At 62.3% G+C, this 20,825-nt stretch carries 21 protein-coding genes; 13 read left to right on the plus strand and 8 right to left on the minus strand.

The genetic code is table 11. The features are described 5' to 3' along the window. Positions 1-8: 8 nt before the first annotated feature. Positions 9-1,016 carry an agmatinase gene (speB, locus tag CIT26_RS29565; protein WP_095495850.1) on the minus strand — a complete coding sequence of 336 codons (1,008 nt, stop codon included), beginning with the start codon at positions 1,014-1,016 and terminating at the stop codon, positions 9-11. Between the two features lie 417 nt (positions 1,017-1,433). On the opposite strand from speB, the gene CIT26_RS29570 reads away from it, so the two are divergent. Next, positions 1,434-2,492: a glycerophosphodiester phosphodiesterase family protein gene (locus tag CIT26_RS29570; protein WP_095495851.1), complete on the plus strand. Its 1,059-nt coding sequence runs from the start codon at positions 1,434-1,436 to the stop codon at positions 2,490-2,492. Positions 2,493-2,615: 123 nt separating this feature from the next. Here the strand turns inward: CIT26_RS29570 and CIT26_RS29575 are convergent, their stop codons facing one another. Continuing rightward, the gene (locus CIT26_RS29575; RefSeq protein ID WP_095495852.1) at positions 2,616-3,488 is read right to left on the minus strand and encodes an aldo/keto reductase family oxidoreductase; all 873 of its coding nucleotides are present in this window, start codon (positions 3,486-3,488) and stop codon (positions 2,616-2,618) included. A 94-nt stretch (positions 3,489-3,582) separates the two neighbouring features. On the opposite strand from CIT26_RS29575, the gene CIT26_RS29580 reads away from it, so the two are divergent. Beyond that, positions 3,583-4,491 (plus strand): LysR family transcriptional regulator, encoded by a 909-nt coding sequence (locus tag CIT26_RS29580; protein ID WP_095495853.1) that lies wholly within the window; start codon positions 3,583-3,585, stop codon positions 4,489-4,491. A gap of 79 nt (positions 4,492-4,570) precedes the next feature. On the opposite strand, the gene rpsI is transcribed toward CIT26_RS29580, so the two are convergent. The 3 genes from rpsI to CIT26_RS29595 form a co-directional block, all read right to left on the minus strand. Continuing rightward, on the minus strand, positions 4,571-5,053 hold the full coding sequence (gene rpsI / locus CIT26_RS29585) for a 30S ribosomal protein S9 (protein ID WP_027155304.1): 483 nt from the start codon (positions 5,051-5,053) through the stop codon (positions 4,571-4,573). A 1-nt stretch (position 5,054) separates the two neighbouring features. Further along, positions 5,055-5,519 carry a 50S ribosomal protein L13 gene (gene rplM / locus CIT26_RS29590; protein WP_023798353.1) on the minus strand — a complete coding sequence of 155 codons (465 nt, stop codon included), beginning with the start codon at positions 5,517-5,519 and terminating at the stop codon, positions 5,055-5,057. Between the two features lie 231 nt (positions 5,520-5,750). Continuing rightward, entirely contained in the window at positions 5,751-6,215 is a 465-nt protein-coding gene (locus CIT26_RS29595) for a PaaI family thioesterase (RefSeq protein WP_095495854.1), read from the minus strand. A 178-nt stretch (positions 6,216-6,393) separates the two neighbouring features. Between CIT26_RS29595 and CIT26_RS29600 the strand changes: the two genes are divergently transcribed. The 6 genes from CIT26_RS29600 (at position 6,394) to CIT26_RS29625 (ending at position 10,746) form a co-directional block, all read left to right on the plus strand. Continuing rightward, the gene (locus tag CIT26_RS29600) at positions 6,394-7,215 is read left to right on the plus strand and encodes an enoyl-CoA hydratase (protein ID WP_095495855.1); all 822 of its coding nucleotides are present in this window, start codon (positions 6,394-6,396) and stop codon (positions 7,213-7,215) included. A gap of 2 nt (positions 7,216-7,217) precedes the next feature. Further along, positions 7,218-7,640, plus strand: coding sequence for a VOC family protein (locus tag CIT26_RS29605; RefSeq protein WP_095495856.1), 423 nt, complete (start codon positions 7,218-7,220; stop codon positions 7,638-7,640). Positions 7,641-7,652: 12 nt separating this feature from the next. Next, on the plus strand, positions 7,653-8,429 hold the full coding sequence (locus tag CIT26_RS29610) for an AAA family ATPase (protein WP_095495857.1): 777 nt from the start codon (positions 7,653-7,655) through the stop codon (positions 8,427-8,429). Next, entirely contained in the window at positions 8,426-8,947 is a 522-nt protein-coding gene (locus CIT26_RS29615) for a CoA-binding protein (RefSeq protein ID WP_095495858.1), read from the plus strand. The genes CIT26_RS29610 and CIT26_RS29615 overlap by 4 nt, the downstream gene beginning before the upstream one ends. A gap of 146 nt (positions 8,948-9,093) precedes the next feature. Further along, on the plus strand, positions 9,094-10,374 hold the full coding sequence (locus CIT26_RS29620) for an O-acetylhomoserine aminocarboxypropyltransferase (RefSeq protein WP_095495859.1): 1,281 nt from the start codon (positions 9,094-9,096) through the stop codon (positions 10,372-10,374). A gap of 21 nt (positions 10,375-10,395) precedes the next feature. Further along, positions 10,396-10,746, plus strand: coding sequence for a cupin domain-containing protein (locus CIT26_RS29625; RefSeq protein WP_095495860.1), 351 nt, complete (start codon positions 10,396-10,398; stop codon positions 10,744-10,746). On the opposite strand, the gene CIT26_RS29630 is transcribed toward CIT26_RS29625, so the two are convergent. After that, on the minus strand, positions 10,747-12,000 hold the full coding sequence (locus tag CIT26_RS29630) for a cytochrome P450 (protein WP_095495861.1): 1,254 nt from the start codon (positions 11,998-12,000) through the stop codon (positions 10,747-10,749). 146 nt (positions 12,001-12,146) lie between these two features. Here CIT26_RS29630 and CIT26_RS29635 point away from each other — a divergent pair, with 146 nt between their 5' ends. Next, complete coding sequence (locus tag CIT26_RS29635) at positions 12,147-13,250, plus strand: NAD(P)/FAD-dependent oxidoreductase (RefSeq protein WP_095495862.1); 1,104 nt, start codon at positions 12,147-12,149, stop codon at positions 13,248-13,250. Position 13,251: 1 nt separating this feature from the next. Here CIT26_RS29635 and CIT26_RS29640 read toward each other — a convergent pair whose 3' ends face one another. Then, on the minus strand, positions 13,252-13,842 hold the full coding sequence (locus CIT26_RS29640; protein WP_095495863.1) for a hypothetical protein: 591 nt from the start codon (positions 13,840-13,842) through the stop codon (positions 13,252-13,254). 334 nt (positions 13,843-14,176) lie between these two features. Here CIT26_RS29640 and clpP point away from each other — a divergent pair, with 334 nt between their 5' ends. From clpP to CIT26_RS29660, 4 genes are all read left to right on the plus strand, one after another. Further along, positions 14,177-14,806, plus strand: coding sequence for an ATP-dependent Clp endopeptidase proteolytic subunit ClpP (gene clpP, locus CIT26_RS29645; protein ID WP_095495864.1), 630 nt, complete (start codon positions 14,177-14,179; stop codon positions 14,804-14,806). Between the two features lie 294 nt (positions 14,807-15,100). After that, positions 15,101-16,375, plus strand: coding sequence for an ATP-dependent Clp protease ATP-binding subunit ClpX (clpX, locus tag CIT26_RS29650; protein WP_027155315.1), 1,275 nt, complete (start codon positions 15,101-15,103; stop codon positions 16,373-16,375). Between the two features lie 308 nt (positions 16,376-16,683). Continuing rightward, positions 16,684-19,095: an endopeptidase La gene (gene lon / locus CIT26_RS29655; RefSeq protein ID WP_095495865.1), complete on the plus strand. Its 2,412-nt coding sequence runs from the start codon at positions 16,684-16,686 to the stop codon at positions 19,093-19,095. A 194-nt stretch (positions 19,096-19,289) separates the two neighbouring features. Then, the gene (locus CIT26_RS29660) at positions 19,290-19,562 is read left to right on the plus strand and encodes an HU family DNA-binding protein (RefSeq protein WP_095495866.1); all 273 of its coding nucleotides are present in this window, start codon (positions 19,290-19,292) and stop codon (positions 19,560-19,562) included. 85 nt (positions 19,563-19,647) lie between these two features. Here the strand turns inward: CIT26_RS29660 and CIT26_RS29665 are convergent, their stop codons facing one another. Further along, positions 19,648-20,670, minus strand: coding sequence for an aldo/keto reductase (locus tag CIT26_RS29665; protein ID WP_095495867.1), 1,023 nt, complete (start codon positions 20,668-20,670; stop codon positions 19,648-19,650). Between the last annotated feature and the right edge of the window lie 155 nt (positions 20,671-20,825).

Below are 20,825 nucleotides of genomic sequence, written 5' to 3' on the forward strand. Positions count from 1 at the left end.
CCTGATAGTTATATGCCGCTTGCCTGATTCAATGCGGCAACGACGTTATTGCCGCTGTTCAGCTCTTCGAGCCGGGCCTTTCGTTCCGCCAGGAGCCCGAGATAATGCATGGCCACCGTCGACCCGGCAATTGCCGTTATATCGGCGTGATCATAGGCCGGCGCAACCTCCACGACATCGGCGCCGACGATATCGACCTGATTGATCTGGCGCAGCACCGACAGGATCTTTGCCGAGGACGGCCCACCGGCGACAGGTGTGCCGGTGCCGGGCGCGAAGGCCGGGTCGAGGCAATCGATATCGAAGGTGACATAGGCCTTCTTGCCGCCGGTGCGGTCGACGATGGCATAGGCGATATCGGACGCGCGCATTTCCTCGACTTCGTGGCCGTACAGGATCTTGATCCCGAAGGTGTCGGGCGCATGGGTGCGGATGCCGATCTGGATCGAACGGTCGGGGTCGATAATGCCCTCCTTGACCGCACGGCCGACGAAGGAGCCGTGATCGATGCGCTTGCCGTCGTCCGGCCAGGTGTCCTGGTGGGCGTCGAATTGCACCAGAGCCAGCGGGCCGTGGATGGCGGCATGCGCCTTGAGCAGCGGCCAGGTGACGAAATGGTCGCCGCCGAGCGATAGCAGGAAGGCGCCGGATTTCAGGATCTTTGCCGCCTCGCGCTCGATCGTCCCAGGCGTCTTCTGGTGATTGCCACTGTCGAGCAGGCAATCGCCATAGTCGACCACGGCGAGATGTTCAAACAGATCGCGCGAGAACGGATATTGCGGATCGTTGTCGAGGATGGTCGAGGCGCGGCGAATCGCCTGCGGCCCGAAGCGCGCGCCCGGCCGGTTGGTGACGGCGGCGTCGAAGGGGATGCCCCACACCACCGCGTCCGCGCCCTTCACGTCCTTCGTGTATTTGCGTCGCATGAACGACAGCGCGCCGGCATAAGTCGGCTCGAAGGAGGCGCCCGTCCTGGCCCGGGCGGTGAAGGCGTGGTCGATGTTGCTGTTCGGCATGAAGCGATCTCCTGTGCGTCGAGGCGCAACCTTATTGGATATAATTCTCAGAAATGCGACCCCTTCCGAGGCCATGGCGATTCGAGCTCGGTCACAAATTCTTGCTTGCCAGGTGAGCCCGCATGGCAAACCCGGAAATTGCATAGGTAAGCATGAATACAACCGATAGTAGATTTCCGTCCCGTCATGGGACGGTGTCGGCCGGGGAACGGAGCAGATTTGGGTACGCCAGGTCGGCTACATCGACCGCTACGGCGGCGTCGATGTCGGTAAGCTGATTGCCGTCGGTTCGGGATTGAAAAACGGTCGTTTCAGCCGGCATTGACCTGACTTTCCGGCGTTAGGAAGCCGGCTTCGTTCACTGGGCTGTCACGTGCGTCGCTTAACCGGGGTTCCATCCGGTACGGAGCGATTCTCATGCGAACGACCTGGCTGAACCTTCTCCTTGCCGCCGCCCTGGTGCTGTTCACAGGCTCGGCATCGGCAGGCGAAACACGCGCCAGACAGATTCTAGACCGTTTCGAACACGCCAACCAGTGGCGCGACCATGTCATGGTGGCGGCACACCGCGCCGGCAGCATGCAGGCCCGCAAGACGCTCTATGCGGAGAACTCGATCGCCGCCGTCGAGGCATCGATCGCGCTTGGTGCTGAAATCGTCGAGGTCGACGTCAGGCGCTCGAAGGACGGCCAGTTCGTCGTCATGCATGACAGCTGGCTCGACCGCACGACGAACTGCAAGGGCGAGGTGGTCAAGCGCACGTTGGCCGAGCTCAAAACCTGCAGGCTGGTGATCGAAGGCACCGGCGCCGTCACTGATGGGCCGGTTTCGACGCTGCGCGAGATGCTGATGGCGACCAAGGACAGGATCCTGATCAACATCGACAACAAGCTCGATGTCGACAGCCTGGCCGGCATGATCGCCGTTGCGCGCGACCTGGGCATGGCCGAACAGGTGATCGTCAAGGAAAACCTGTGGAACCCGGCCAGGATCACCACTGTCAAGGCCGCCATGGGTGCGATCGGCAGTGGGTTCCAGTTCATGCCGATCATCGCCGACGACGCGGTTCGCGACGCCGGCTTCGCCGAGAAAGTCAGCGGGATATTTTCGCCGCGTGCGGTTGAGATGATCAACTGGCGGGCGGGATCAGAGACGCTGACCGACACCGGCGGTCCGCTGTTCAGCCCCCGCATGCGCGCTGCTGCGATTAGGGGCGACTGGCACATCTGGGCCAACACCTACGCCATCGTCAACAAGCCGGGCGGCTTCCTTGCCGGCGGTCGCGGCGACGAGTTGGCAGTGCTCGCCAGCCTGCCGCGCGAGACCTACGGCTTCTGGGCCGAGCGGGGCGCCACAATCATCCAGACCGACGAGCCGAAAGCGGCGATCGATTGGCTGGCGGCGAACGGCTACCGCGTGCCATATTCTGATGAGGTGCGGCCGGCGGAGCCGGCGAACACCGCGAGCATCAACTAGACGTGGTGGCCGAAGCTGCCGATCTCCCCCTTGTGGGGGAGATGCCCGGCAGGGCAGAGGGGGCGCTGTCCCGCCAGCCTGTTGATCGGGGGGAGATTGGCCCGTTGCCGCTTTCGCCAATCCTCAGGCGGCCATCGCCACGCCGTCCAATTCCCTGACGGCATCCTCCGGCAGGTTGAGTTCGGCTGCGGCAAGATTCTCCCGCAAATGCGCCACGGAAGACGTGCCGGGGATGAGCAGGATATTGGGCGCGCGACCGAGCAGCCAGGCGAGCGCGACCTGCATCGGCGTGGCGCCCAGGCGCTGAGCGACGCCGGACAGGGTAGACGACTGCAGCGGGTTGAAGCCGCCGAGCGGAAAGAACGGCACGTACGCGATGCCGTCGCGGGCGAGTTTGTCGATCAAGGCCTCGTCGCCCCTGTGGGCCAGATTGTATTGGTTCTGCACGCAGACGATTTTGGCGATGCGTCGCGCCTCTTCGATCTGTGCTGACGTGACATTGCTTAGCCCGATATGGCGCACCAAACCCTGCCGCTGCAGCCCGGCCAGCACAGTGAGCGGCGCCTCGATCGACCCTTCGGCAGGGCCATGCGCGTCGAACATAATCCTGAGATTGACCACGTCCAGCACGTCGAGCCCGAGATTGCGCAGATTGTCGTGCACTGCTTGGGTTAGCTCGTCGGCCGAGAAGGCCGGCAGCCATGATCCGTCTTCGCCGCGCCGGGCGCCGATCTTGGTGACAATGACGAGGTCGTCCGGATAGGGCGCGAGCGCCTCGCGGATCAGCAGATTGGTGACGTGCGGCCCGTAGAAATCGCTGGTGTCTATGTGATTGACCCCGCGCGCAACAGCTTCGCGCAGCACGGCCAAGGCTGCATCGTGATCTTTGGGCGGACCAAAGACACCGGGTCCTGCGAGCTGCATGGCGCCGTAGCCGAGCCGCTTCACGGTGCGGTCGCCGAGAGTGAACGTGCCGGAAAGGTCAATGCTGGACATGGTCTATCTCCGTTCAAGATGACACTGAGATAGGCGCTGTCAGATCTCACGATAATTGGGTACATTCCGCACGGGCTGTACGGAATATCGAACAATGAAGATCGATCTCGGAGACCTGAACGCCTTCGTGGCCGTAGCGCGAGCCAAGGGTTTTCGCGATGGCGCCCGCGCGAGCGGCGGCAGTGCGTCGGGCTTGAGCGAGGCGGTGCGCCGCCTCGAGACGCAGCTCGGTGTCAGGCTGCTCAACAGGACGACCCGCAGCGTCGTCTTGACCGAAGCGGGCGCGAGCTTGCTGGCCCGGCTCGGCCCAGCCTTGACCGAGGTGGAATCGGCCCTCGACGTTGTGAATGGCTTCCGCGACAGGCCGGCAGGTACGTTGCGCCTTAACGTGCCGGTCAGCGCGGCGCGACTGGTGCTGCCCAGCATCGTCCCGGGGTTTCTCGCTGCCTATCCCGGCATCCGGCTGGAGGTGATCGCCGAGGAGAGCTTTGTCGACGTACTGGCGGCAGGCTGCGATGCCGGGATCCGTTACGACGAGCGGCTGGAACAGGACATGATCGCGGTGCCGATCGGACCGCGCCTTCAGCGCTTTGCCACCGCCGCCAGCCCTGCCTACCTTGATCGCCATGGCCGGCCGCAACACCCGCGCGACCTGCTCGGCCACGCCTGCCTGCGCGGCCGCTTCGCCAGCGGGGCGATGCCGCCATGGGAATTCGAGCGTGCCGGCGAGGTGGTGCGGGTCGATCCGACGGGGCCGCTTCTCGTGACCCTGGGCGGAGCGGCCGATCTCGCCGTCGATGCAGCCATCGCCAGTACCGGCATTGTCAGCCTGTTCGAGGATTGGCTTCGCCCTTACTTTGAGAGCGGTGTGCTCGAACCCGTCCTCGAACCTTGGTGGCAGAGCTTCCCCGGGCCGTTCCTCTATTATCCCGGCCGGCGTCTCGTGCCGGCGCCGTTGCGGGCGTTTATCGACTTCATCAAAGTACCGGCCGATCGGTCTTGAATTTGGGCCAGGTTGGTAATCACCAAAAGAAAAGGCCGCCCGGAGGCGGCCTTTTCGAATTTCTGAAGCTGCGCAGTGCTTAGCGCTTCGAGAACTGGAAGCTGCGGCGGGCCTTCGCCTTGCCGTACTTCTTGCGCTCAACGACGCGGCTGTCGCGGGTCAGGAAGCCGCCCTTCTTGAGCACGCCGCGCAGCGCCGGCTCGTAATAGGTCAGCGCCTTGGAGATGCCGTGGCGCACCGCACCGGCCTGGCCGGAAAGGCCGCCGCCGATGACCGTGGCGACGATGTCGTACTGGCCGGCGCGGTTGGCAGCGATGATCGGCTGGTTGAGGATCATCTGCAGGACCGGGCGTGCGAAATATTCGGCGAACACCTTGTCGTTGACGACGATCTTGCCGGAGCCGGGCTTCACCCAGACACGCGCGATGGCGTTCTTGCGCTTGCCGGTGGCATAGGCGCGGCCCGACTTGTCGAGCTTCTGGACATGGACGGGTGCAGCCGGCTGCGTGTTGGTGTTGCCGGTGGCAGTTCCGAGTTCTGCGAGCGAGGAAAGCTCAGCCATTTTACGAAACCTTCTTGTTCTTGGCGTTCAGCTTGGCCACGTCGAGCGTGACGGGCTGCTGGGCGACATGCGGATGTTCCGTGCCTGCATAGACGCGGAGATTCTTCATCTGGCGACGGCCGAGCGGACCACGCGGGATCATGCGTTCGACGGCCTTCTCAACGACACGCTCGGGGAAACGGCCCTCGAGCAGCTGGCGCGCGGTGCGCTCCTTGATGCCGCCGGGGTGGCCGGTGTGCCAGTAATAGACCTTGTCGGTGAATTTCTTGCCGGTGAACACCACCTTGTCGGCATTGATGACGATGACGTTGTCGCCGTCGTCGACATGCGGGGTGAAAGTGGGCTTGTGCTTGCCGCGAAGATGATTGGCGATGACAGTGGCGAGACGGCCGACGACGAGACCCTCGGCGTCGATCAGCACCCACTTCTTCACCACATCCGCAGGCTTCTGCGAAAAGGTTGCCATGGATTGTTGCTTTCGGTTCGGACCTTCCCCCATTCACGATCGACAAGGGAAGGCGTTTCTTGTTGCTTGGATTGACGCAGAGCGCTCGCCCGCCGCCAATAACAAAACGGCGGCCTTTGCGGGCCGCTGTTCTGTGAGGGCTTATAGGTGAGGGCGGTTATCGCGTCAAGGCTGGTGAAAACCAACAGGGTAGGAAAAATACAGTAAAAACAAAGGTTTGAGTGAAAGGTATTATTTTACCTCATCATCAAACCGCTTCGGCGGCATCGAATAGGTTCCCGTGGCGTGCGCTACCGTGTGTCCGCCCGGTCCGGCGACGATGTCGATTTCGAACACCATCAGGTTCTTGCCCAGCTTCAGGATCCGGCAATGGCCGTCGATCGATCCGGCCTCGGCTTTGCGGACAAAATTGATGTTGAGATTGGTGGTCACCGAAAGCGCATCCGGCCCGGCATGCGAAAGCACGCAGACATAGCCGCCAATGTCGGCCAGCGTGAACAGTGACGGGCCTGACACGGTTCCGCCGGGGCGCAAATGCCGCTCGTCGGCATTCAGGCGCACCGTGCAGCCGCCCGGAAACACGTCGATCGCCTCGTAGAAGGTGAACTGGTCGTTGAGCTGCGGATAGACGGTCTCCATCAGCGCATTGACTTGCGCGGCAGTCAGCACCGGCTTGAGATTGTTTTGGCCGGGCATAGGCGGTTTCCTATATACGGCGCCGTAGGGCCGGCGGTCTCAAGGCGAGGGCGCTTGGCTGAGGCCGCGCTGCCGAGAAAACACGTCTCAAGGCTGTTCTTCAATCGGCAGCGTGCTAGTTCTTTTGTTCCATGGCCCGCGAATCCGATGCCCGCTGGCCGATGAAGGGGTTGGAGACATGGCTGAAATCGTCGCCATCAAGCCGGCTGTTGCCGAAGGTCCTGTTGTCGCGAGGCTGGACAAGGGCGTGCTCCGCCTCACGCTCACCAATCCGCCGGCCAATGCGCTGTCGCTGGCGGTTATGGCGGCGCTGATGGCGGAGCTCGACCGCGCCAAATCAGACAGATCCGTCCGCGTCATCATCCTGGCGGCGGCCGGAAAGATGTTTTGCGCCGGACACGACCTCAAGGAAATGACGGCGCGCCGCGCCGACGCCGATCGCGGCAAGGCATTCTTCGAGGAGACGTTTTCCGCTTGCGCGGCACTGATGCAGGCGATCGTGCGCCATCCCAAGCCGGTGATCGCCGAGGTCGATGGTCTGGCGACGGCGGCTGGGGCGCAACTGGTCGCGAGCTGCGATCTGGCGATCGCCTCGCATGAGGCGACCTTCTGCACGCCCGGCGTCAATATCGGGCTGTTCTGCTCGACGCCGATGGTGGCGCTGTCGCGCAACGTCTCGCGCAAGCACGCGATGGAGATGCTTTTGACCGGCGAGACCATCGATGCGGCGACGGCCAAGGAATTCGGCCTGGTCAATCGCGTGGTGCCGCGCGAATATCTGAATCAGATTGTCACCAAATACGCGCAAACCATTGCTGCAAAATCGGCATTGGTCGTGAAGACCGGCAAGGAAGCCTTCTACGCGCAGGCCGAGATGGGGCTGGCCGAGGCCTATGCCTACACTGGCCGCGTCATGGTCGACAATATGCTGGCGCGCGACGCGGAAGAGGGCATCGGCGCCTTCATCGGCAAGCGCAAGCCGGAATGGACGGACGAATAGACATGGAACCCCGCATCTCCATCATCACCATCGCCGTCGACGATCTCGATCGCGCCACACGCTTCTACGAGGCGATGGGTCTGACCCGCCATGCCGGGATCACCGACGGCGTCGCCTTCTTCCAGATGGGCGGCGTCATTCTCGGGCTGTTTCCGCGCGAAAGCGCCGAAGCGGATTCAGGCATCACCTTCGGCACGGCGCCGTCGGCGATTTACCTCGCCTACAATACCCGCTCCGACACGGAAGTCGATCACGTGCTTGCGATGGCCGAGAAGGCCGGCGGTCGTATCGTCAAGCCGGCCGGCCGCGCCTTCTGGGGCGGCTGGTACGGTTATTTCGCCGACACGGAAGGGCATGTCTGGGAAGTGGCGCACAATCCGGCTTTTCCGATCGCGGAAGACGGCAGCATCTCGCTGCCGGGCTGATCCCACTGCCAGATGGCATATCGCAAGCAACTGACGCGACTTAAGGCTCCCTATCTCAAGCGCATCCTGATAGAGCCGGCGCGGGTCGAAGATTGGGAAAAATACCCCTGGAATCTGCCGATCTTCCGCGGCCATAATTTCGAGCTCGAATTCACCACGCCGATCACCATCATCGTCGGTGAGAACGGCACCGGCAAATCGACGCTGCTCGAGGCGATCGGCGCGCTGGCCGGATACGATGAGGCCGGCGGCGGTAAGGGCTACATGCCCATCGACCACTCCCGCGCCATCGACAAGAGCGGCGCGGCACTGGCGGAAACGCTGCGCGGCCATTGGCTGCCGAAGGTCACCGCCGGCTGGTTCTTCCGCGCCGAATCTTTTTACTCCGTTGCCCGCTATCTCGATCAGGCCGCCATCGACGCCCATGCGGCGCCGCCCGACTTCCTGTCCTGGTCGCATGGCGAGGGTTTCATCCGCTTCTTCGAGGAGCGCTGCCGCCGGCAAGGTATCTACATCCTCGACGAGCCCGAAAGCGCCTTGTCGCCGACGCGCCAGATCGAGCTTCTCAAGATGCTGCGGCGGATGGATCTATCAGGCACGGCGCAAGTGATCATGGCGACGCATTCGCCGCTGCTGATGGCCTGTCCCGGCGCGCGGCTGTTCCGCATCAGCCGGTTCGGGCTCGACCCGACCGATTTCCATGATATCGATCATTTTCGCATGATGCGCAGTTTCTGCAACGACCCGGATGGTTTTCTCGCCGAAGCTCTGTATGAGGACGAGGCATGAACCACGACGCCTACGACAATACCTATATCGCCGGCATCCTCAATTCGGTGAAAACCATCGCCATGGTCGGTGCGTCCGCCAATGATGTGCGGCCGAGCTACTTCGTGTTGAAATACCTGCTGGGCAAGGGGTTTTCGGTGTTCCCGATCAACCCCGGCCAGGCCGGCAAGGAAATCCTTGGCCGGATGACCTATGCCAGGCTCGCCGATGTTCCCGAGCCGATCGACATGGTCGACGTGTTTCGCGGCTCCGCGGCAGTGCCGGGCGTCGTCGACGAGGTCTTGCGGCTCGATCCGTTGCCGAAAGTCATCTGGATGCAGCTTGGCGTGCGCCATGACGAGGCGGCCGCGCGCGCCGAGGCCGCCGGCATCAAGGTCGTGATGAACCGCTGCCCCAAGATCGAATATGGCAAGCTGTCGGGCGAAATCGGCTGGACCGGCGTCAACTCAGGCGTGTTGTCGTCGAAAAAGCCGCTGATGCGGCCGGGATTCCAGAGCTTCGGCGTTCGCCAGAAGTAGACGGAAAGTTATTCCGGTAACCGGAGCATTTTCTCGCGCCTCGATCACAGAACGTGCATCGAAGGGCATTTTCTTCTTTGCATTCGCGACCGGGCTTGGCCAAGAATGCCCGGCGTTTTTCAGACGGTTCAAAAGGGAGGTATTCGATGACCCGCACGCCCGGTTTCAACACGCTCGCCGTCCATGCGGGTGCCAAGCCCGATCCGGCGACCGGCGCGCGTGCCACGCCGATCTACCAGACGACCTCCTTTGTCTTCGATGATGCCGACCATGCCGCCTCGCTGTTCGGGCTAAAAGCCTTCGGCAACATCTACACCCGGATCATGAACCCGACGCAGGCGGTGCTGGAAGAGCGTATCGCGGCGCTCGAAGGCGGCACGGCAGGGCTGGCCGTGGCGTCGGGCCACGCCGCGCAGGTGCTCGTCTTCCACAATCTGATGCAGCCCGGCGACAATTTCGTTGCCGCGACAAGGCTTTACGGCGGCTCGATCAACCAGTTCGGCCACGCCTTCAAGAATTTCGGCTGGCAGGTGCGCTGGGCCGACACCAATGACATCTCGACCTTCGAAAGCCAGATCGACGAAAAGACCAAGGCGATCTTCATCGAAAGCCTGGCCAATCCGGGCGGCGTCTTCGTCGACATCGAGAAGATCGGCGACATCGCCCGTAAACACAGCCTGCCGCTGATCGTCGACAACACGCTGGCCTCGCCCTATCTGGTGCGGCCGATCGAACATGGCGCCGACATCGTCGTGCATTCGCTGACCAAGTTCATCGGCGGCCACGGCAATTCGATCGGCGGCGCCATTGTCGACGGCGGCACCTTCGACTGGTCGAAATCCGGCAGATATCCGATGCTGTCGGAGCCGCGCCCCGAATATGGCGGCCTCGTCCTGCACGAGACCTTCGGCAATTTCGCTTTCGCCATTGCCGCGCGCGTGCTTGGCCTGCGCGACATGGGCCCGGCGATCTCGCCCTTCAACGCATTCCTGATCCTGACCGGGCTGGAAACCCTGCCGCTCAGGATGCAGCGCCATTGCGACAATGCGGTCACTGTCGCCGGCTGGCTGTCCAACCACCCGAAGATCGCCTGGGTGTCCTATCCCGGCCTGCCCAGCGACAGCAACAACGCGCTGCAGAAAAAATATTCGCCGCTTGGCGCCGGTGCTGTGTTCACCTTCGGCCTGAAGGGCGGCTATGCGGCGGGCATCAAATTCGTCGAGGCGCTCGAACTGTTCTCGCACCTCGCCAATGTCGGCGACACCAAGTCGCTGGTCATTCACCCGGCATCGACAACGCATCGGCAACTGTCGGACGAGCAGAAGGTCGCCGCCGGCGCTGGGCCAGATACGGTCAGGCTCTCGGTCGGCATCGAGGATGTCAACGACATCGTCGCCGATCTGGAACAGGCCCTCGCCAAGGTTTGATCCCCGCTGGAAGGAGTTTCCATGACTGCGCCGAAATTTCTCTCCGTCGATATTGAAAGCGTCGAACCGGAACGTGGTGCGCCGGCGCCGGATCGCCTGATTTCAGGCGATCCAAAATTCCGCACCTGGAATGTCGAGGAGCAGGACGGCGGGCTCTATGCCGGCATCTGGGAGGCGACACCGGGCAAATGGCGCATCGAGTATGACGAGTGGGAGTTCTGCCATATCCTGTCGGGCATCTCGGTAATCGCCGAAGAAGGCGGCGAGGCGCGCACCGTCAGGGCCGGCGACGGTTTCGTGCTCAGGCCCGGGTTTAAGGGCAGCTGGGAAGTGCTTGAAACGACTCGCAAGGAGTATGTGATCAGGCTTTGATCACCGTCCGGTGTGCACGGCGAGCGTTTCCAGCCCGTGGAAATGATAGGTATCGCGGACGCGCGGCTGTCCGGCCAGATGGAGTTGGGGTAGGCGCTCGAACAAGGTTTTCAGCGACACCTGCAATTCGAGCCGGGCGAGCGGCGCGCCGATGCAGAAATGAATGCCGGCGCCGAACGAGACGTTCTTCTGGTCCGCACGATCCGGCCGAAAGGCGAGGGGCTCGGCAAACGCCGCCGGGTCGTGGTTGGCCATGCCGAGCAGCAGGCCGATCGTCTCGCCCGGCCGCACGATCACGCCTGGCCCGGCCTCAATCTCCTCATAGGCGTAGCGTGTGAACATGTGCAGCGGCGCATCGAAGCGCAGGCATTCCTCGACGGTCGCTGCGGTCGTTTCCGCGGACATGAAGAAGCGGCGCGGGTCGCCGCCTTGCGCAAGGATCGAGCGTACCGCATTGCCGGTCTGGTGGACGGTCGCCTCGTGGCCGGCATTGAGCAGTAGAATAGCCGAGGACACCAGTTCATCCTCCGAGAGTTTTTGTTTGTCCTCCTGCGCCGAGATCAGCAGCGACAATAGATCGTCGCCGGGGTTTTTGCGCCGCTCGGCAACATAGCCGCGCAGGAAATCCGAAAAATCTCGCGCCGCGCGATTGGCGATCTCTTCCGTTTCGCGTGTGCGGCCGTGCATGTACATGGCGACCATCTGATGCGACCAGTCGAGCAGTTGCGGCCCCATCTCGACCGGCACGCCGAGCATTTCGGCAATGATGGTGATCGGCAAAGGCGATGCGAAAGCCGGCAGCAGGTCGACCTGGTCCGGCTCGAAACGGTCGATCAACTCGTTGGCCAGCGCCTCGACGCGCGGCCTGAGCCGCTCGATCTGACGTGAGACGAAGGCGCGGTTGACCAGGGTTCTGAGCCGGGTGTGCACGGGCGGTTCCAGCTCCAGCATCGAATTGGTCTCGATGCCGTCGAATGCGCTGAGGCGCGTGCGGTCCTGGCCGATGCCGCTTCTGTCCGGGATGCCGGCCGGGTTCTGGCGGCCGAAGCGGCGGTCGCGCAGCAGCCGGTTGACGTCGTCGAAGCCGCCAAAGCACCAGAAGCCGAACTCTTCCCAAAAGAAGGCGTTCGATGCGCCGTGCATAAAGGCATAGGCCTCATAGGGGTTCTGGAAGAAAGCAGGCTCGTGCGGGTCCAGTCGCACATGGCGGGTGGCTGGATCGAAGGCAAGATAGGTCAGCATCAATTTGGTCATGCCAGACAATTAACGCGGCTTGCCAGCTTGATGCCAGACCGTATGTTGGCGCCCGGCAATCTGATGCGTGTCGCCCAAAAGTGTGAATCGGTTTTGGGACAAAAAAGCGTTGAGCCAGCCGAAGCGGCTGCGGAAAGACTGACTTGATGAATGTGATCGTGATTGGTGCAGGCATTGCGGGGCTTTCGACGACCTGGTCGCTGGCTCAGGCCGGGCACCGGGTCACGATCGTCGAGCAGGGGTCGATTCCCAATCCGCTTGCCGCCTCAGGCGACCATCACCGCATCATCCGCCGCGCCTATGGTGCAGCGGCGGGCTATGGCCGGCTGATCACCGAGGCCTATGAGGCCTGGGACGAGATGTGGGCCGATCTCGGCGAAAACCATCTCGACCGGCGCGGCTTCATCTGCATTTCGCGGGAGCCGGGAGACGAAGCCGAGGAATACCGCGAAGGCATGGAAGCCGGGAACTACCCATTCGAACTGTTCGAGCCGGACGCCGCGGTTAGACGCTGGCGGTTCCTGGAGCCCGGCTCGTTCCGCTACGCGTATTTTTCGCCGGACGGCGGTGCGCTGCATTGCCGCAGGATCGCCGCCGGTCTGGCCAAATGGCTGCGGGCCAACGGCGCCAATGTCTACGAGAACAGCAAGGTGACGGAAGTCGACGCCGAGGCCGGCCGCATCGTGCTTGAAAGCGGCGAGACGATGCAGGCCGACCGCATCGTCGTCACCGCCGGCGCCTGGGTGCTAAAGCTGTTTCCGGAACTGGATGGCGACCTGAAGACCTGGCGCACCGCGCTTGCCTATGTCGATCCGCCGGCGGATCTGAAAGCGGCATGGCAGGCAGCCCCGGTCATCCTCGATGTCGGCGGCGCTGTCGACGGCCACGTGATCCCGCCGTCCGGCGGCGCCGGCATGAAATTCGGCTCAGGGCTGCACCGGGTGCCGACCAGCGACGCCGACTGGAACCGCCAGCCGGTGGCGGGCGAGGGCGAGGCGATCCGCAACCTGTTTTCGCCGCCGATCGCCCGCATCGAGGAGTATGTGGTGACCGAGGTCGTCACCTGCGCCTATACCTTCACCGCCGATGAAAAATTCCTGGCGCATGAGAAGGGCAAGTGCCTTGTTGTCTCGGCCTGCTCCGGCCACGGCTACAAGTTCGGCGCAGCGGTCGGCCGGCGTGTCGCGGCGACTGTCGGCAATGGCGACGTCGCCGGCTTGAAGGCTTGGCTGCGGGCCGAGGCGGTCTGACCTAATACCGGCAGTGCCTTGGAACATGCACGCGCCGCCAGCCTGACGAGCCTTCCCTGACCACCACGCGTCGCGCCACTGTCTGGTAGGAGGCGGGAACCTCGATGATGCGTCGCTGCTCCGGCTGCACCAAAACCTCTTCGGCCAAGCTCTCATACTCGGCGGGACTGACGACGCGCCGTCGGCGCTCCGGCTGCACCACCACGGTCTCGGCCACGCGTTCATAGCGCGCCTTGTGCCTGATCTTGCACAGCACCTTGCGGCCATTGATGACGCGCCATTTCCAGGAATAGCCGCCGTCATTGACCTTCACCGTGCGGTAGATGGTGCGGGTGATGGCAGGCACGATCTCGTAACTGACACGCTGGGGCGCGATCTGCACCACCCGCTCGCGCGTCCCATAGATTGCCGGAACATACTCCACCTGCTGACCGGCCGGGCTGACGAGCACGTTTTCGTAGACTGTTTCGTAGACGGCCGGCCTGTTGACCTGCTCGTAGCATTCGACGGCGCCTCCGCCGGCAGCCGTTTCGGACACCAAGCCGAGGACGGCAAGGCTGGCGATGGCCGAGGAAGCAGTTTTCCTGATCACGGCACTCCCCTGTTTGAACCTTCAGCGCAAGTTCAACGTTGAATTGTAGGGGAAGCCGCATCGCCGGAAAGCAATTTCGAGATATTTCGTTAAGCGACGCGGTTAAGAAAGTGCTACGCAGCCGTGCTGCTTCAACAGCAGCAGATGGCTGCCGAAATAGCCTCGGGCGAATTCTGTGCAGAAACCTTGATTCGACTTAACCGGATGGCTAGGAGGGGCGGCCTTGCGCTAGGGTGAGCCGACATCCTATTTACAGGACAACGATCCAGAACCGATTCTGCCCGACTTGCTAATCTCCCGGCGCCGGAATCCCATCTTCAATAAGGGATAGTCCATGAAGAACCCCGTCGAAACCTACATGAACCTCGTTCCGATGGTGGTCGAACAGACCAATCGCGGCGAGCGGGCCTACGACATTTTCTCGCGGCTCCTGAAAGAGCGCATCATTTTCATCACCGGTCCGGTCGAGGACGGCATGGCGACGCTGGTCTGCGCGCAGCTCCTGTTCCTCGAAGCAGAAAATCCGAAGAAGGAAATCAACCTCTACATCAATTCGCCCGGCGGCGTCGTCACCTCGGGCATGGCGATCTACGACACTATGCAGTTCATCAAACCGGCGGTGGCGACGCTGTGCATCGGCCAGGCGGCCTCGATGGGCTCGCTGCTTCTCACCGCAGGCGAGAAGGGCATGCGCTTCGCCACGCCGAACGCCCGCATCATGGTCCACCAGCCTTCCGGTGGTTTTCAGGGCCAGGCTTCCGACATCGAGCGTCACGCCCAGGACATCATCAAGCTGAAGCGCCGCCTCAACGAGGTCTACGTCAAGCACACCGGCAAGAGCTACGACGAGATTGAAAGGACGCTCGACCGTGACCACTTCATGACCGCCGACGAGGCCAAGGATTTCGGCCTCATCGACAAGGTCATTTCGTCGCGTGAGCCGATCGAAGGTATTGCCACATAAGCCCGGTGGCAGTTGGATAGTGGGAAAACACGCTTTTGATGCCGCTTGCGGCATTTCGGCCACAATTGGCTGTTCCCTCGACGGGAGCAATTGCCTACGTTAAGCCTATGTTGATTTTCGACGGCTTAGCTTTGTGCGGGGTTGGTGCGAATCATTGCGACGTTTTCTGATATGTGTTTCGTATGGAATGCGTTGCGGGAGCCGGAATACTGGCGGCGGCGATTTCCCGCGATAGATTGAGTTATGCGCCCTTTCAACCAGACCATCGGCGGGCGGCTATGAAAGGACATGAAAATGAGCAAGGTCGGCAACAGCGGCGGTGATTCCAAGAACACGCTTTATTGCTCGTTTTGCGGCAAAAGCCAGCACGAAGTCCGCAAGCTGATCGCCGGCCCGACGGTGTTCATCTGCGACGAATGCGTCGAGCTCTGCATGGACATCATCCGCGAGGAGAACAAGACCTCGATGGTGAAGTCACGCGAGGGCGTGCCGACCCCGCAGGAGATCCTCAAGGTTCTCGACGACTATGTCATCGGCCAGCCCTACGCCAAGCGCGTGCTGTCGGTGGCCGTCCACAACCATTACAAGCGCCTCGCGCATGCCGGCAAGAACAACGACGTCGAGCTGGCGAAGTCCAACATTTTGCTGATCGGCCCGACCGGTTGCGGCAAGACGCTGCTTGCGCAGACGCTGGCCCGCATCATCGATGTGCCGTTCACCATGGCTGACGCCACCACGCTGACCGAAGCCGGCTATGTCGGCGAGGATGTCGAGAACATCATCCTGAAGCTGTTGCAGTCGGCCGACTACAATGTCGAGCGCGCCCAGCGCGGCATCGTCTACATCGACGAAATCGACAAGATCTCGCGCAAGTCGGACAATCCTTCGATCACCCGCGACGTGTCGGGCGAAGGCGTGCAGCAGGCGCTGTTGAAGATCATGGAAGGCACGGTCGCCTCCGTGCCGCCGCAGGGCGGCAGGAAGCATCCGCAGCAGGAATTCCTGCAGGTCGACACCGCCAACATCCTGTTCATCTGCGGCGGCGCCTTCGCCGGCCTCGACAAGATCATCTCGGATCGCGGCCGCAAGACCTCGATCGGCTTCGGCGCCACCGTCGCTTCGCCCGAGGATCGCCGCACCGGCGATGTTTTCCGCCTGGTCGAGCCCGAGGATCTGCTGAAGTTCGGCCTCATTCCCGAGTTCGTCGGCCGTCTGCCGGTCCTGGCGACGCTGGAGGACCTCGACGAGCCGGCGCTGATCCAGATCCTGACCGAGCCGAAGAACGCGCTGGTCAAGCAGTATCAGCGGCTGTTCGAGATGGAGAATGTCGACCTGACCTTCCATGAGAATGCGCTGTCGGCGATCGCCAAGCGCGCCATCGAGCGCAAGACCGGCGCGCGCGGCCTGCGCTCGATCATGGAAGCGATCCTGCTCGACACGATGTTCGAACTGCCGGCGCTGGAAGGCGTGCGCGAAGTGGTTATTTCGGAAGAGGTGGTGTCCGGCAACGCCAGGCCGCTCTACATCTATTCCGAGCAGAAGGAAAAGAAGGGCAACGTCAGCGCCTGACGTGAGCCTCTGCAGTGGAAATTCTTCAAACGGCGCCGCGAGGCGCCGTTTTGTTTTGCGGACGGGCCGACTTATGATGAACGGATTGTGACAGATTGGATGAACGGATTGTGACAGATTGGATGAACGGTTTCGTGTTGACCCTTGATCTTTGCCCCCCGTGCCTCCAACTAACTGAGGAAGGCCGGGGTGCCGAATTCTGTGCTGTAAAACTCCCGTCACAAACGGTGGTAGGCGGAACGATCCTCGGTCGTTAATATGAGATTCGCGGTTGGCCGATTGGCGGTCGCGACATGAAAGGTTGGACAATGGCCAAAATATCCAAGGCTCCCAGCGACGGCGTCTTCGCAGTCCTCCCACTGCGCGACATCGTGGTGTTCCCGCACATGATCGTTCCGCTCTTTGTCGGGCGTGAAAAGTCGATCAAGGCGCTGGAGGAGGTGATGGGTCAGGAAAAGCAGATCCTGCTTGCGACCCAGATGAATGCCGCCGATGACGATCCCGAGTCCGATGCGATCTTCGACATCGGCACGCTCGCCAATGTGCTGCAATTGCTGAAGCTGCCGGACGGCACCGTGAAGGTGCTGGTCGAAGGCGCCTCGCGCGCGAAAATCGTTTCGTTCACCGACCGTCCCGACTTCCACGAGGCCCGCGCCGCGGCGCTGGTCGAACCGGATGAGGAAGAGGTCGAGGTCGAGGCGCTGGCCCGTTCCGTCGTCACCGACTTCGAGAACTATGTCAAGCTGAACAAGAAGATCTCGCCCGAAGTGGTGGGTGCCGCCAGCCAGATCGACGACTATTCCAAGCTCGCCGATACGGTTGCCTCGCATCTTGCCATCAAGATCCCCGAGAAGCAGGAGATGCTCGCCACGCTTTCGGTCAAGGAGCGGCTGGAAAAGGCGATGGGCTTCATGGAAGCCGAGATCTCCGTCCTGCAGGTCGAGAAGCGCATCCGTTCGCGCGTCAAGCGCCAGATGGAGAAGACGCAGCGCGAATACTACCTCAACGAGCAGATGAAGGCGATCCAGAAGGAGCTCGGCGAGGGCGAGGACGGCCGCGACGAGGCCGCCGAGATCGAGGCGCGCATCAAGAAGACCAAGCTCTCCAAGGAGGCCCGCGAAAAGGCCGAAGCCGAGCTGAAGAAGCTGCGGACAATGTCGCCGATGTCGGCTGAATCGACCGTCGTGCGCAATTATCTCGACTGGATCCTGTCGATACCGTGGGGCAAGAACTCCAAGGTCAAGCAGGATTTGGCCTTCGCGCAGAACGTGCTCGACACCGACCATTTCGGCCTCGACAAGGTCAAGGACCGCATCGTCGAATATCTCGCCGTCCAGAGCCGCCAGAAGAAGCTGAAGGGGCCGATCCTGTGCCTCGTTGGACCTCCCGGCGTCGGCAAGACCTCGCTCGGCAAGTCGATCGCCAAGGCGACCGGCCGCGAGTTCATCCGCATGGCGCTGGGCGGCGTGCGCGACGAGGCCGAGATCCGCGGTCACCGGCGCACCTATATCGGCTCGATGCCCGGCAAGGTCATCCAGTCGATGAAGAAGGCGAAGAAGTCCAACCCGCTCTTCCTGCTCGACGAGATCGACAAGATGGGCCAGGATTTCCGCGGCGACCCGTCGTCGGCCTTGCTTGAGGTGCTCGATCCCGAGCAGAACTCGACGTTCATGGACCACTACCTCGAGGTCGAATACGACCTGTCGAGCGTGATGTTCGTGACGACGGCGAACACACTGAACATCCCTGCGCCCTTGATGGACCGCATGGAGATCATCCGTATCGCCGGCTATACCGAGGACGAGAAGATCGAGATCGCCAAGCGCCACCTGATGCCCAAGGTGATCCGCGATCATGCGCTGCAGCCGAAGGAGTTCTCCGTCGGCGAGGACGCGATCCGCGGCATCATCCAGACCTACACCCGTGAAGCGGGCGTCAGGAGCCTGGAGCGCGAGCTGATGAAGCTCGGCCGCAAGGCGGTGACCGAGATCCTGAAGACGAAGAAGAAGACGGTCGACATCACGGCGGACAATCTCGCCGATTACCTCGGTGTTCCGCGCTTCCGCTTCGGTCAGGTCGAGGCCGACGATCAGGTCGGCGTCGTCACCGGGCTCGCCTGGACGGAAGTCGGCGGCGAGCTGCTGACGATCGAAGGCGTCATGATGCCCGGCAAGGGCCGCATGACGGTGACCGGCAATCTGCGCGACGTGATGAAGGAATCGATCTCGGCTGCGGCCTCCTACGTCCGCTCGCGGGCTATCGATTTCGGCGTCGAGCCGCCGCTGTTCGACAAGCGCGACATCCACGTCCACGTGCCCGAGGGCGCAACGCCCAAGGACGGACCGTCTGCGGGTGTGGCGATGGCGACGGCGATCGTCTCGGTGCTGACCGGCATCCCGGTCAGGGCGGATGTGGCGATGACCGGCGAGATCACGCTGCGCGGCAGGGTGCTGCCGATCGGCGGGCTCAAGGAGAAGCTGCTTGCAGCGCTGCGCGGCGGCATCAAGAAGGTGCTGATCCCGGAAGACAATGCCAAGGATCTGGCGGAGATTCCGGACAACGTGAAGAACGGTATGGAGATCGTTCCGGTCGGGCGGGTCGGTGAAGTCTTGCGCCATGCGCTGGTGCGTATGCCGGAGCCGATCGATTGGGTTGAACCGGTCAATGCGCCGGCTGCGGTGGATGCCGGAGACGACGCCGGCAAGTCGCTAGCTCATTAGCACCTTCTAAAGTTGCAATGCACAAGAGAGAGCCGGGCCGAGCGCCCGGCTTTTTCATGTGAAAAACCCCGGAATTCCGCGGTTTTTTCGACTCTTTTGACGCTTTTCGACTTGGTTGCGGAAGCGCTTCTTTCTAAAGTCCGTTTCCTGCCGGATGAGTCGTACGTTCCGGTTTCTCATGGAAGGGAATTTTTATGAACAAGAACGAACTGGTGTCCGCTGTCGCCGATGCCGCGAGTATTTCGAAGGGTGACGCGCAGTCGGCGGTTGATGCGGTGTTCTCCGTCATCACCGGCGAACTGAAGAGGGGCGGCGATGTCCGGCTTGTCGGCTTCGGAAATTTCACCGTGTCGAAACGCGCTGCCTCGACCGGCCGCAATCCTCAGACCGGCGCGGAAGTGCAGATTCCGGCGCGCACCGTGCCGAAGTTTTCGGCCGGCAAGGGCCTCAAGGACGCAGTCAACTAAGCGGCCTTCTTACCCTTTTCAGAGATCAGAAAAGCCGGGCATGCCCGGCTTTTCTTTTGCGCCTGTCGGCCAGCAGCAGGCGGCTTTACGCCGTCGGCGCATCGGCGCGCATCAGCTCTTCCTTCTTGAGATCGGCCCAGAGTGCTGGTGGCAGCTTCGCGTCGAGCAGCGACCGGTTGCTTTCGACCTCGCTCGGCCGCTGTCCGCCGGGGATCACCGACACCACCGAAGGGTGCAGCAGCGGAAATTGCAGTGCCGCCTCGATCAGGCGCACGCCGTGGCGTTTGCAGATGGCCTCGATGCGCGCGACGCGGTCGAGGATGTCCTGCGGCGCCTCGGAATAATTGTAATAGGCGCCGGGCTTCGGTCCGGTTGCCAAAATGCCGGAATTATACGGCCCGCCGAGAACGATGCCGATGCCGCGCTTCTGGCATAGCGGCAGGAAGGATTGCAGCGCCTCCTGCTCCAGCAGCGTATAGCGCCCGGCAAGCAGGAAAAGATCGAAGTCGCCACGCTCGGCAAGTGTCTGGGCAACCTGCCATTCGTTGATGCCGCCGCCGAACGCCTTGATGACGCCCTGATCACGCAGGGACAGCAGCCCGTAATAGCCCGAGCGCATGAACTCCTCGATGCGCTGGTCCGAGGCCTCCTTGCTGCCGTGCGTGAAGATGTCGACGTCATGCACGAAAAGGATGTCGATGCGGTCGACGCCGAGGCGCTCGAGCGAGGCTTCGAAGGAGCGCATGACGCCGTCATAGCTGTAGTCGTAGACCTCGCGGCGCGACGGCGTGTCGAAGAACTTGCCGATGCCGGTGCGTTGGTCCGGCGGGCACGCGCGCATGATGCGGCCGACCTTGCTCGACAGCACGTAGTCGTCGCGCTTTTTCGAGCGCAGGAACGGATTCAGCCGCGTTTCCGACAGGCCAAGCCCGTAGAGCGGCGCGGTGTCGTAGTAGCGGCAGCCGACTCGCCAGGCGGTCTCCAGAGTGGCGTTGGCATCTTCATCGGAGACGGCGCGATAGAGGTTTCCGAGCGGCGCCGTGCCGAAGCCGAGTTCCGAGAAACTGATGCCGCCATTGCCGATGCGGTCGAAATGCCGTGTCTTCATGTCCTGCCGTTTCCTCACCTACGCAATTGCCACGACACTATCACGCCTGGGGCGCTGCAAAAGCACTCCGAGCCGTTGGACACGAACTTTCACGGTGATAGCATGAGCAAAAACAAGCTGTTCGGGGAAAAAATGGCCCAAACATTCAGGCAAGT

Origin of the sequence: Mesorhizobium temperatum (genome assembly GCF_002284575.1) — a bacterium.
Taxonomy (GTDB): domain Bacteria; phylum Pseudomonadota; class Alphaproteobacteria; order Rhizobiales; family Rhizobiaceae; genus Mesorhizobium; species Mesorhizobium temperatum.